This window comes from Pseudoalteromonas sp. UG3-2 (genome assembly GCF_037120705.1).
In the GTDB taxonomy this organism is placed as follows: Bacteria; Pseudomonadota; Gammaproteobacteria; order Enterobacterales; family Alteromonadaceae; genus Pseudoalteromonas.
Window position 1 is genome coordinate 133,088 of the sequence record NZ_JAWLJU010000002.1, and the last position, 12,250, is coordinate 145,337.

Sequence of the window (12,250 nt, forward strand, 5' to 3'; positions counted from 1 at the left end):
ACGCAAATGTGGCTGGTGTTTTTCGGCTTAGCCTTATTTGCCGCGGTATTTGTTGTGGTGCCCTTTATGCGCAAAGAAAAGCGCTTAGTGGTTGATCACGATGCCAATGCTGAGCGTATTGATATTTACCAGCAAAGGTTGCAAGAGCTTGAAGAGGAGCTTGCTAACCAGCGCATCGAAAAGCAAAGTTACAATGAATCGGTGATCGAGCTTAAACGCCGCTTACTGAATGAGTTATCTGATGAGCAATCACTTACCAGCCGAGGTGACAACCGTGTGTTGGCAGTGACGGGCTTGGTGTTTATGGTGCTGGTCACTGGTGTTTTTTATTACTACACTGGCAGCCACCGACAAATCGCCAACTGGAACGACGCCGTTGTGAAGTTACCCGAATACGGTGAACGTGCTGTGCTGCAAAATGGTGAACCACTTAGTGCCAATGAACTGCAAGCATTTGCTTTGGGGCTGCGCACTAAGCTGGCAACCAGTGGCGATGATGCGGTGGCCTGGATGTTGCTGGGCCGTGTTGCGATGTCGTTGAATGATTTTGAGATGGCTATGCAAGCCTTTGATAAGGCACTATTGATGCAACCTGACAATAATAATGTATTGGTTAATTACAGCCAAGCATTATTAATTGAAGGCTCTGAAGCCAGTATGAATCGAGCAGCAAAAATGTTATCTCAGGTGCTTAATCGCGAGCCGAGTAATATTGATGCCATTAGCCTATTGGCACTGATTGCCTATGAACGTCAAGACTGGAAAGAGTCAAAAGCGGCATTTGAGGTGTTACTAGCACAACTGACGCAAGACGATCCTAGGTACGAAATGATCGCCGGTAGAATTGCTGAAATTGATGCTAAGCTGGCTGCTGCAGAGGTTACTTCTGCTCAGCAAATTCGTGTTACGGTGGAGCTAGACCCAGAGCTGCAGCAATCTTTGCCGCAAGGTGGCACCTTGTTTGTTTTTGCTAAAGCCGAACAGGGCCCTGCAATGCCGCTGGCGGTGGCAAAAATGTCAGAGTATAGTTTGCCGATGACGGTCACCTTAGATGACAGTATGGCGATGATGCCAGAGCTAATATTATCGCGCTTTCAACGGGTTACGGTAACCGCCCGGATCTCTACTGACGGCTCGGTTATGCCTTCAGAGGGAGAGCTGGAAGGGATGTCTGAGGTGCTGGAACTAGGTAGAGAAACCAGCACCGTAACGGTGACTATTGATCGTGTTTTAACCAATACAGGGAAATAAATGATAAAAGCCGTGCTTACCGGGTTACTTGCCCTCAGCGTTGTGGGTTGTGCGCAAGTACCAGAAGAAAAACAGGATCCACGGGATCCATTGCAATCATTCAACCGTCCTATTTATGACTTCAACATGGAAGTGTTAGATGAATACCTATTACGGCCAGTGACGGAAGGCTATATTGCTGTTACCCCGGCGCCTGTGCGCAGTGGTGTGGTTAACTTTACCACCAACATTGCCGCACCTACCGATGCGGTAAACGCCGCACTGCAAGGTAAAGCCGATGATACCGCAATTAATGTGGCGCGTTTTTTGGTCAACTCCACTGTCGGTATATTGGGTATTTTCGATGTCGCTAAAACCTTAGGCCTTGAGCACCAAGACGAAGACTTTGGTCAAACCTTAGGTGTCTGGGGCGTAGGGGACGGCGCCTACTTGATGGTGCCGGGTATGGGCCCATCCACGGTGCGTAATGTCACCGGCGATGTGGTTGACAACGTAGTGTTGCCAGAAATTGCACTGACCACGCCGCAAACTATCTTAGTGTTTGCGCTGCGCGCGGTGGAAGCGAGGGCAGCCTTGATGTCGCAAGAAAAACTCTTAAACGAATCTTTGGATCCCTATACCTTCTTAAAAGACGTTTATTATCAACGTCAGCTGTATGAGCTGTATGATGGCAACCCGCCAATCAAAGAAGAGCCAGATGACTTTGATGAAGACTTCTTAGAAAACTTGTAACATTCTATGGGCCGGCTAAATAAGCCGGCCCAGTTTGTTTAAAAGCGCCAGTTGAGGTTCGCCCACAGGGTCCGCCCTGGTTCATTGACCCGTGACGTTTGTTGGTAGCCACTGACCGCCGCGCCCGAACGACTTAGGTGCTGGGCATACACCTTATCCAGTAAGTTATCGACCCCAAAGCTGAGCTCAATGTCATCGTTATGTTGATAATTGGCATTTAAAGCCAGCGTGGCAAACCCAGAGGTTGCCGCGATGTCTTGCCCGGCAATGTTACCTTGGCCAAGCGCCACGCGATGTTGACGCTTTATAGCTGTCAGTAGCGCACCAAACTGCCAGTCGTAGTTAAACTCATAATTCGCTGCTAAACGCACTTCCAGTGGTGGCTGTTGTGCCAGTGGTTGCTGATCGCTGAGGTTATTGCCCTTAACGTAGCTCATGCTGGACGATAATTGCAGTTGTTTATTAAGCTGCCAGCGTACTTCCGCTTCCATGCCAAAACTTTCCGCGTCAATGTTGCGTGTCACGTTGCGAGGCATGGCCATTGTCATGAAGTTATTATCAATTAATACATAGTCATCGGTTTGGTTATAAAAAGCAGAAACACTGATATTGGTTTGCTTATGCTGATGCAGTACCCCAACATCGAATTGCTTGGATTGTTCAATATCAACATTGAAGGCCGATATGCTGCTTTCACTGCCTCGTGCAGCTCCGATTAACTCCCAGTAATCTGGCATTCTCTCGGTGAGCCCCACACCCACAAAGTAGCTGCTATGTTTACTTTGTGCTTGATAGCGGGTAAAACCACTGAAGAGGGTTTCAGTGCGCTTGCTAAATGCGGTGGGATTGGGTTTAGTTTGCATCATAACGCTGATAGCGCTGCGCTTATCTTGGCTTTGCCAATCATCGACCCTAAGCCCTGATAGCCATTGGCTGTTATCACTGAGATGGTATTCTAGCTCCATAAATGCACCCAGCTGTTGGAATGTTGCATCTGATTTTCTGGGTAGTTGTGACACTGGACGCGTGAGCGCTTGCATGCTTTTACGCAGGCGATGTTCATTATGTTGATGGTCTACCCCATAAACCAACGTGCTCGTGGGGCTTACTGTGCTAGTCAAGGTAAGCTTGGCCCCCAGTGTGGTTCTGTCTGGGTTGGATGCAGTGGGCGTTGGCATCATCTTATTGGCAACTAAAGGTCGTAAACTGAAATTGTCCATAATATGGTCAATTTCATTGTGATAGGCGCTAAAGGCGAGACTATCGATGGTAGTTGAAAGATTATCCAGCTGCACGTCAATGGCGATGTGTTGACGGTCGAATAGACTGCCATCCATCATGCGGTCGGCGTAAGCGACCTCGGCATCACTGTTACCTAGGCTAATACTGTAAAAAGCGTCATCGCTCGGTGTATACGCCAGCTCAATATCCAGGTTCCATCGCTGATAAGCCGAATGCACTGAGTTGCCATTGCCGTCGTCATAGTCATTACTGTCACTGTAATTCGCAGCAATGCGAGCAAAGCCTTGTGTGTTTCCAAACTTTAGGTCTGAATTGAAGCTATGGCGTCCTTGGTCCGACACCACTAAGTTGCTAAAACCCTCTACCTCTGCTTTTGCTAGGCGCGTTTTGTCGCGTTCGAAAATAATCGTCGCAGCGCTGCTGCCGGCACCATGTAGCACCGTTTGTGGGCCTTTTATAACCTTTAAGCTGTCGTAGGATTGCGGGGTAATGTAGGCGGTAGGTGGATCCATTCGACTGCCACAGCCACCAAGAGTTTGCCCATTATTGGCAATAATCGCTAAGCGCGATCCTGCCATACCGCGAAACACAGGATCGGCGCTGGCTCCCCCTTTTTTAACCAGCGAAAAACCAGGTATCGAGGCCAGCAGATCGGCCCCGTCTTGGGCCGGAAGTGGTTGGCGAACTGCCTTTGGATCGGTATCCAGTGACAGAGGCGTTTGCATTGGTGCTATGACCACAATCCGCTCTACATCGTCTGCCAAGACTGGCAGCGATATAGCGGCGAATAAACTGAGCGAGAGGAGCGTCCGTTTCATGTTTTTAACTCTATTATGGTATTGATAATAGAATTTTATCTATAACGGCAGCGCTTTGGGATGCGACAGATTGTCGCAGTGCTTAGCTGGCTATCGCGGCAACTTGTGTATCACTCCAATGCTGCGATTGTTGATAAATGCTGGCCACTTGCTGGCTTGTGAGGTCGAGTTTAGCACTGAGGCTTTCTACCTGACTCCAGTCTCCTTGCTCCATGGCTTGGGCTAGCAAGAGGTAATTACTGTAACTGGTGGGTTGCTGTAATAGGGTGGCTTTTATTTCTTGTGCCAAGGGTAAATTAGCCAGTAAATTTTCCATGTCGTCGTCTAATATGGCATCCATCAACGACATCATGCCAATTAAAAAGGCACTGCCGGTGTCGCTAAGCTTTGCGGCTTGCTTTGCCACTGCCTCCATAAAGTGCGCGCGTAGCAAAGAAAGTGATAATAATGCCAGCGGTTTGTCGGTACTTAACTGAGCGGCAAACAGTAACGAAATTAACCGCCTAAGCTCTTCATTGCCAAGCACAACCAGAGCTTGCTTAATGGTTGCAATTTCCGTTCTGCGCTTAAATACGGCGCTGTTAGCGTAGCGTAAAAGTTTATAGCTTAGATTGACATCACGTTGAAAGACATCGGTAATTTTAGCGAGATCCGGTTCAACCTTCGAGGTTTCATAAAGTAATTCCGCCATCGCCATTTCAGAGGGGGCCAGAGCCTTGGTTTTTACCACTTCCGGTTTGGCGAAGAAAAAGCCTTGGAAGTATTGAAACCCCCATTGTTTAGCTTGCTCAAACTGCTCGTAGGTTTCCACTTTCTCGGCGATGAGTTGGATTTGCTCAAAGGGTTTAATAGCTGCTTTTATGGTTGCTATTTGTTCCTCTGAGCAGTGGTTAATGTCTATTTTTAGCTGTTTAATGTAGGGGTAAAAGTGACGCCATACCCCTTGATGCTGGTAGTCATCCAGCGCTATCACGTAGCCCAGTTCATGGAGCTCTTTAATGCAAGCAAGCAGCCGCTTGCCAGGTTGCACAGTTTCCAGTACTTCAATGACCACCTGATCGGGGGCCAACATTTGCACGTAGCCCTTTAACAAAGTCTCAAGCGTAAAATTAATGTGGGCAGGGTAATTGTTACTAAGCTCTTCTAAGCCAAAGGTGAATTGACTTCCTTCGACCAAACGGCTGGTGGCTTCGTTGCCGTCGATGTCGGGAAAGACATTATCAATGCCGTCGCGAAAGAGTAATTCGTAACTGACCAATTCTTTATGAGCGTCGAAAATGGGTTGTCGAGCTGCGTAAAAATACATAGATACTGCCGCATTAAATAACTAACTTAGGCTTAATTTTATGATAAAAGCGGCGCTTGGTCACGTTAATGAGTTGTATTTAAGGCTGTGAATGATTTAATGTAACCACGATGGAGTGTCAAATAAAGACAATGGAAGGCGGGTAAAATAACAAAAAGGTCAGTTATCGCAGGCGGTTGGGTGTGTTTACCTAGCATGTTATAGTGATGACTTTGTGTTTTGGCTTTTCTTCAATGTCAGTTAGTAACCGGATAAGTAAAACAGTAATAGCTAACATTTGGAAAAAAGCCCAACTAGTTTAGGAGGCAAATTTGGAGACAGGTACGATAATCTCTCTGGCACTGTACTTTATAGTGATGTTGGGAATTGGGTTATACGCATTTAAGAAGTCAACCAGTGATGTATCTGGCTATATGCTAGGCGGACGGAGTTTACCACCAAGTGTTGCTGCATTGTCAGCAGGCGCATCAGACATGAGTGGCTGGATCTTAATGGGCTTACCTGGAGCGATGTTCCTTACTGGGTTTAGCAGTACTTGGATAGCCATAGGCTTAGTGATTGGTGCGTGGTTAAACTATTTACTGGTTGCCCCACGTCTTCGGGTCTATACCGAGTACGCCAATGATGCCATCACCATTCCAGATTACTTTGCCAATCGTTTTGAAGACAAAGGCAATGCACTGAGAATTGTTTCGGCGCTGGTCATCATTGTTTTCTTTACGCTTTATACTTCTTCAGGCGTGGTTGCAGGTGGTAAGCTGTTTGAAAGCTCGTTTGGCTTAAGTTATGAAAGTGGCCTTTATATTACCACCGGCGTGGTGGTGCTTTACACTCTGTTTGGTGGCTTTTTAGCCGTAAGTCTGACGGACTTTGTGCAAGGCTGTATTATGTTTGTGGCATTGATACTGGTGCCCTTAGTTACCTTCTCGTTATTGGACAATCCACTTTCTCAAACCTTGAATGAAGTGAACCCAGAAATGCTAACCTGGATTGGCTCTGCCGGTGCTATCAGCATTATTTCGGCCATGTCGTGGGGTCTGGGTTATTTCGGTCAGCCGCACATTATTGTCCGCTTTATGTCGGTACGTAGTGTGAAAGACATGCCTACGGCGCGTCGTATAGGTATGACGTGGATGGTTGTAGCGGCATTGGGTGCGGTTGGTACCGGTTTATTTGGTGCGGCATATGCCCATGAAAAAGGCATTGAGGTGGCGGATGCGGAAACCATCTTCTTAATCTTATCTCAGCTGTTGTTCCACCCACTGATTGCGGGCTTCTTACTGGCGGCAATCTTAGCGGCTATCATGAGTACCATTTCGTCGCAGTTATTGGTGAGTTCTAGCTCACTCACTGAAGACTTTTATAAAATCTTCGTGCACCGTGAGGCGTCGGATAAAGAGCTGGTGTTAGTAGGGCGCTTAAGTGTGCTTGCTGTCGCACTTGCTGCTATTTACTTAGCCTACGACCGCGATAGCTCTATTTTGGATTTAGTGAGTAATGCTTGGGCTGGCTTTGGCTCGGCATTTGGTCCACTTATTCTGATTAGCTTGTTCTGGAAGCGAATGAACTTTGCAGGTGCTTTAGCGGGTATGATCTCTGGTGCCGTGACGGTGCTGGTTTGGATTTACGGACCATTCACCATCGATGGTCAGCCATTAAGCGCAACGCTTTATGAAATTGTACCTGGGTTTATTGTTGCCACTATCGCGATTGTAGTAGTGAGCTTGGCGACCAAAGAGCCTAGCAATGAAGTGCAAACCTTGTTTGATAAAGTTGAAAAGTCGTTAGACTAATACCTATTGGCATAATTATCACAACACAAAAAAGGCCGGCATCCTAAAGATGCCGGCCTTTTTATTATAAAGCGAAATTAGCTGTTTTCAGCCAAATAATCTAACACCACCTGGTGATGTTCTTTGGTCTTAAACTTATTAAACACATGTTTAATGTTGCCGTCTTGAGAGACCAAAAATGAAATGCGGTGAATACCATCGTACTCTTTGCCCATGAACTTCTTCAGGCCCCAGACGCCAAATTCATCAGCAATGGCATGATCTTCATCGGACAACAAATCAAAATTAAGCTCTTTTTTAGTTTCAAAGTTCTTTAGGCGCTTGATGGGATCTGGGCTTATTCCCACTGCAACGGTATTGAACTTAGCAAGTTCAGCCTTTTGATCACGAAGGTTTTCAGCCTGCACAGTACAGCCTGGTGTTGAAGCTTTAGGGTAGAAATAAACCAGTACGTTATGCTCTTTAAGCAGGGCTTCAAGAGATACGGTTTCTCCGTCTTGGTTCTGCAAAGAAAATAGAGGGGCTTTATCACCCGCTTGTAAAGTGTTCATGTTTTATCCTTAGCGAATGCGTCTAAAAATATAATCTACGTTTAAAGAATGAGATAGATCTTCGAATTGCACTTTAAATTCATCAATATCCACGTCAACAGGAATATTGAACTCGAGCTCACAGCGCATGTGCAAGTTATCTTGTTGCTCGAACGTATCGGATCTAAGTGAGCAAATATTCACGCCTTGTGCAGCAAAGAAGCGAGTGACTTTGCTAAGGGTGCCTGGGCTGTCTACCCCTTCATACTCTAGAGTATAGCCTGCGCTGTACTCGCCTCGTACGTGGCTAGACGTGCGCTTCATCATGGTTAACAGCCCCAGCTCCATGCCTTTTGCAGGTAAGGTGTGCTCAACCCGGCTGATGGATGCCATATCACCTGAAAGTAACATAATAAAGGTAAACTCATTCCCTAGAATGGCAATCCTGCTGTCAATAATATTGCAGTTACAGTCACTAACAAGTTGCGTTAATTCACCAACGATCCCTGATCTGTCCTCACCTATTGCGGTCAGCACAAGTTGATGGTTTGCATGCATGGTCATTTTTAACCCTCTGATTTAACGTCATACGCTCACGGCTAACGCGAAATACTACCACATCAGATTAAGAGCGCTAGCACCGATGAAAAAAATAGCGCAGCTGCAAACGTGTCGCTCGCTTGTTTTTCTTATGTATGACAAGTAACATAAGGCAAATTTTTTGGCTATTGCTAAGTAACTGTTGATTTCAATAGATAGCAGCAGGGTACCGCGGTTTTAGCACTAATAATTCAAAGCTTGTAATTTTTAACAACTTTGTGTGAACCAATTCGGCAATCCTAAATCATAATTTTGATTCGAATAATAAAGGGTTTGCTAAGGAGTAAATGAGTGCAGTATTGGATCCCCAAATCACTGGTTCTTGGAATTGCCGTGAGTTTAAGCGGTTGTAGTATTTTCACAAACGATGCACATCATGAGAGAAATTATCGTGCCAATGCCCCAGTAAAGGCACCAGAAGGGCTTGAACAGCCTTATCGTGATCCTGAGTTTGCCATGCCTGTAGCACAGTACAAAAGCTCTCCTGAGCCTGTTAGCTATCGTGCACCGCAGCAAGTATTAACGGCCGCGAAAGGCAGCTGGGTTGAACAAGGCGATGAAGCCGCTCGGGTTTACTTCGACAAAAATGATGGCATAGAAGATCTATCCGCTTTCATTTGGCGTGCGGTTGATGGCGTTTTAGCCATGCATGGCACCGACTACCAATCACAAGATAAAGCTGCTGGAGAGGCAGTGACAGGTTGGTACTCTCTCATAGAGCCGGAAGATGGCTGGTTTTGGCAAGAAACTTCGGTGCCTTCAAAGCAGAGATTCAAATTTGTTGTAGAGCAAAAAGAGCACCAACGTACTGCTGCAATCAGAGCCGAGTTAGTGGATTACCAAAGTGATGAGGTACCATTGACCGACTTGTTACAACAGCATTTAGAAGTGCGTGCAATTAATGAAGTGATTGCTGAGTTCGATTATCAATATCGTCTTTTACAAGTTGAAATGCGCAAACGCCAAGGAGTGCTTGCCTTAGAGCTGGGTTTTGATGGTGATGGTAATGCCGCACTGCTAACCGAGCAAGGTCAACAAGCGGTGTTAGATCGCTTCTCAAACTTCTTAGAGCGCAGTGCCTTTACGGTGATACGCGTAGACAGAGAGTCACAGGAAGTGGTGGTACGTTACGAAGCGCCTGAAGACAGCGTTTGGGACTCAATTTGGGGAGATGAAGTGATAGCCTTGCCAATTGCCGATGGTGACTACACCATTAAAGTGTCGGCAACGGATGACGCCCGAACCTCCATTACTTGGATGGACGCTGAGGGGGAAGTGCTGGACGTTAATACCATGAATAGCCTCCATCAAGCGCTGATTAAGCTGTTGCGAAAAAAAGGCTTAACCATCTAAAAATTAAAAACTATTGAAAACGAAAAGAGCTTCGGCTCTTTTCTTTGTTTTTGTGGAAGTAAAAAAATGATAAACAATAATAATGCGACGCGCTCAGTGTTACAGACTTGGTTTGCCTTTATTGTTCCTTCATTAATAGGTGTGTTCTTATTTATGACGCCTGTTGCTGTTGGTGAGGCAATGACGATTCCTATCGCGGTGATGGCTAAGTCGTTACAAGCTTGGGTGGCCCCCTTTATTCAGCAGCTTATTTTAGCCATTGTCTGTACTACAGCCATACTCAGCTTAATCATGAAGCTGTTTAAGCCCCAAGCACTATTAAAAGTGGATATTTTACGGCATCTTTTTGATGTCAGCTGGATATGGCTAGTCACGCGGCTGGTGGGCATGCTCTTTATTGTCATGACGTTTTTTGCAATCGGCCCGGAAGCAGTGCACTCAAGTAATACCGGCGCTTTGGTGTTGCATGACTTATTGCCAGTGCTATTTTCGGTATTTATTTTAGCGGGCTTGCTATTGCCGTTACTGCTCAACTTTGGCCTGCTTGAGATGGTGGGGACGTTACTGACTAAAGTAATGCGGCCATTGTTTGGCGTGCCAGGGCGCAGTGCTGTTAACTGTGTTGCATCGTGGCTCGGTGACGGCAGTGTCGGTATTTTAATGACCGCGAGGCAGTATGAAGATAAGCATTATACTGAGCGCGAAGCGGCCATTATAGGCACCACTTTCTCAGCAGTATCCATTACTTTCTGCTTGGTGGTGATCGGGCAAGTGAAGCTGGAGCATTTATTCGCCCCCTTTTACTTAACGGTTTGTGCCGCTGGTTTTGTTGCTGCCATCATCGTGCCTCGCTTGCCGCCGTTGCGATTTAAAAAAGACGTCTACGTTGATGGCTCGGATCACAATCAAGACTCTGAAGCCGTGCCTCAGGGCAAAGGCTTGTTTTCTCATTCATTGGATGTGGCGTTGAGTAAAGCTCAGACCGCGCCTGGACTGCGAGGTACTGTTCGCGAAGGGGTTCACAATGCCCTTGATATGGTATTTGCTGTACTTCCGGTAGTAATGGCCGTGGGTACGTTGGCACTTATCGTAGCAGAATACACGCCGGTATTTCAGATTTTAGGTACGCCGTTTGTGCCATACTTAGAGCTACTTAATGTGGCAGAAGCCGAGCAGGCGGCGCAAACCATTGTTGTGGGCTTTGCCGACATGTTTATTCCTTCTATTTTGGCGGCCGGCAGTATCGAAAGCGATACTACTCGGTTTATTGTAGCGGCAATGAGTGTTACCCAGCTTATTTATATGTCAGAAGTAGGGGCTTTATTGCTTGGCAGTAAAATCCCAGTCAACTTATGGGAGCTCTTTGTTATTTTCATTCTGCGCACACTGGTCACCCTGCCTGTGATTGTCTTTATGGCTAAGTGGCTAATAGGGCGATAAGAGATTCGTTTTAGGCTGCTAAGTGTATAATTTAGCAGCCTAAAACTTCAGGGTGACTGCATCCAGTATTTATTATTAATCTGCCTCGCAATAAATGCCTCTTCAAAAAGTTATATCGTTACATGCCATAGTTTGCATTTTTTAGGTCATAGTAGTTTCACAAGCCCCTCTCGGAGCACAGAGATAGTTAGGCTTAGTGTGCTACTTTATTGATACCTATCGTCTCGCTGATGCTTTAAAGGCAAAGAGCTAAGAGGCTACAAAACCAAGTCTTACATGATTGGTCGCACATTAATGCAATCCGCATAAATACTATATTGATTGGCTCTCGCTTGAATTAAAGTGTGTGGTTATATCAATTCACTTAATTAAGTGGTCTATTTGAGGCAAGAAAATTCTGTCGATAACCCCGCTCTCGCGTCCTGCTACCGCCCTAGTACCTACATCTATATAGACAAGGCAAAAATTTTGCTATTTAGTTGTTCTAAATAAGGAATTTTTAACGCAATTAGTGTCGAATTTGCTCCTTCAAATTGAACAAGTATTAATGCGGGTTGGTATTACCTTGAGCTAGTAAATTAGGGGTTATTTAGGGCAATAAAAAAGCCTCACTAGAGTCCAGTGAGGCTTTTTTTAGTCTATTGTTATGAGACGCTATTTATCGAGCTTCGTGAAGCGAGCTTCTTACTTCGATACGAGCGGCTTTAACACCATCGAGCTGTTTGATGGCCTTATACATACTCAACACATCATGGTTTTTGGCATCAAATACGACGATGCCCGTGTTACTGAAGACCTTTTCTACTTTAAGGCCTAGCTGCGAAGCAATGGCCTTTGCTGATTGACCCTCTTCTAACAATACATTGATATTGCCAGAAACAGTAGAAACAGTACCATTGAAGATATTTTTAACTAAGGCACCTTCAGTTAATTTATCTGAGACTACGTCCGATTTGACGATAGCCTGCTCTCCATGCTCCCCAACGATGGCATCAGGGTTAGCGATAGACTTGGAAACTAGCTTATGGCCAGCTAGTACTTTATAAGCACCGAAGTCGGCTTGTTCTACTTTAATGGCTTTTTTATCAGTGTTTTGTAAGTTTAGAAAATCTTCAGCGTATGCTGACGTTGCAACTAAACTACCAGTAATCAAGGCTGCGATTGTTAATTTTTTCATAATAATAC

Annotated in this window: 10 protein-coding genes; 5 read left to right on the plus strand and 5 right to left on the minus strand. The window is 45.7% G+C overall.

Features of this window, described 5'->3' with window-relative positions; genetic code table 11:
• Positions 1-6: 6 nt before the first annotated feature.
• Together ccmI and R3P39_RS03955 are read left to right on the plus strand one after the other, a co-directional pair.
• Entirely contained in the window at positions 7-1,251 is a 1,245-nt protein-coding gene (gene ccmI, locus R3P39_RS03950) for a c-type cytochrome biogenesis protein CcmI (RefSeq protein ID WP_336569229.1), read from the plus strand.
• Positions 1,252-1,983, plus strand: coding sequence for an MlaA family lipoprotein (locus R3P39_RS03955; RefSeq protein WP_336565797.1), 732 nt, complete (start codon positions 1,252-1,254; stop codon positions 1,981-1,983).
• 38 nt (positions 1,984-2,021) lie between these two features.
• On the opposite strand, the gene R3P39_RS03960 is transcribed toward R3P39_RS03955, so the two are convergent.
• Together R3P39_RS03960 and R3P39_RS03965 are read right to left on the minus strand one after the other, a co-directional pair.
• On the minus strand, positions 2,022-4,043 hold the full coding sequence (locus R3P39_RS03960; RefSeq protein WP_336565798.1) for a TonB-dependent copper receptor: 2,022 nt from the start codon (positions 4,041-4,043) through the stop codon (positions 2,022-2,024).
• Positions 4,044-4,125: 82 nt separating this feature from the next.
• Entirely contained in the window at positions 4,126-5,349 is a 1,224-nt protein-coding gene (locus R3P39_RS03965) for an EAL and HDOD domain-containing protein (protein WP_336565799.1), read from the minus strand.
• A 311-nt stretch (positions 5,350-5,660) separates the two neighbouring features.
• Between R3P39_RS03965 and putP the strand changes: the two genes are divergently transcribed.
• Complete coding sequence (gene putP / locus R3P39_RS03970) at positions 5,661-7,142, plus strand: sodium/proline symporter PutP (protein ID WP_336565800.1); 1,482 nt, start codon at positions 5,661-5,663, stop codon at positions 7,140-7,142.
• 77 nt (positions 7,143-7,219) lie between these two features.
• Here the strand turns inward: putP and bcp are convergent, their stop codons facing one another.
• Together bcp and R3P39_RS03980 are read right to left on the minus strand one after the other, a co-directional pair.
• The gene (bcp, locus tag R3P39_RS03975) at positions 7,220-7,693 is read right to left on the minus strand and encodes a thioredoxin-dependent thiol peroxidase (RefSeq protein WP_336565802.1); all 474 of its coding nucleotides are present in this window, start codon (positions 7,691-7,693) and stop codon (positions 7,220-7,222) included.
• 9 nt (positions 7,694-7,702) lie between these two features.
• Positions 7,703-8,236 carry a glycine cleavage system protein R gene (locus R3P39_RS03980; protein ID WP_336565804.1) on the minus strand — a complete coding sequence of 178 codons (534 nt, stop codon included), beginning with the start codon at positions 8,234-8,236 and terminating at the stop codon, positions 7,703-7,705.
• Between the two features lie 327 nt (positions 8,237-8,563).
• Between R3P39_RS03980 and bamC the strand changes: the two genes are divergently transcribed.
• Together bamC and R3P39_RS03990 are read left to right on the plus strand one after the other, a co-directional pair.
• Positions 8,564-9,625: an outer membrane protein assembly factor BamC gene (gene bamC, locus R3P39_RS03985; protein ID WP_336565805.1), complete on the plus strand. Its 1,062-nt coding sequence runs from the start codon at positions 8,564-8,566 to the stop codon at positions 9,623-9,625.
• Positions 9,626-9,691: 66 nt separating this feature from the next.
• The gene (locus R3P39_RS03990; RefSeq protein WP_336565806.1) at positions 9,692-11,065 is read left to right on the plus strand and encodes a YjiH family protein; all 1,374 of its coding nucleotides are present in this window, start codon (positions 9,692-9,694) and stop codon (positions 11,063-11,065) included.
• A gap of 658 nt (positions 11,066-11,723) precedes the next feature.
• Here R3P39_RS03990 and R3P39_RS03995 read toward each other — a convergent pair.
• Entirely contained in the window at positions 11,724-12,242 is a 519-nt protein-coding gene (locus tag R3P39_RS03995) for a S8 family serine peptidase (RefSeq protein WP_336565807.1), read from the minus strand.
• Between the last annotated feature and the right edge of the window lie 8 nt (positions 12,243-12,250).

Excerpts from the sequence above, each read along its gene's own strand:
- ccmI (WP_336569229.1), top strand. The coding sequence starts at position 7 with ATGTGGCTGGTGTTTTTCGGCTTAGCCTTATTTGCCGCGGTATTTGTT.
- R3P39_RS03955 (WP_336565797.1), top strand. The coding sequence starts at position 1,252 with ATGATAAAAGCCGTGCTTACCGGGTTACTTGCCCTCAGCGTTGTGGGT.
- R3P39_RS03960 (WP_336565798.1), bottom strand. The coding sequence starts at position 4,043 with ATGAAACGGACGCTCCTCTCGCTCAGTTTATTCGCCGCTATATCGCTG.
- R3P39_RS03965 (WP_336565799.1), bottom strand. The coding sequence starts at position 5,349 with ATGTATTTTTACGCAGCTCGACAACCCATTTTCGACGCTCATAAAGAA.
- bcp (WP_336565802.1), bottom strand. The coding sequence starts at position 7,693 with ATGAACACTTTACAAGCGGGTGATAAAGCCCCTCTATTTTCTTTGCAG.
- R3P39_RS03980 (WP_336565804.1), bottom strand. The coding sequence starts at position 8,236 with ATGACCATGCATGCAAACCATCAACTTGTGCTGACCGCAATAGGTGAG.
- R3P39_RS03990 (WP_336565806.1), top strand. The coding sequence starts at position 9,692 with ATGATAAACAATAATAATGCGACGCGCTCAGTGTTACAGACTTGGTTT.
- R3P39_RS03995 (WP_336565807.1), bottom strand. The coding sequence starts at position 12,242 with ATGAAAAAATTAACAATCGCAGCCTTGATTACTGGTAGTTTAGTTGCA.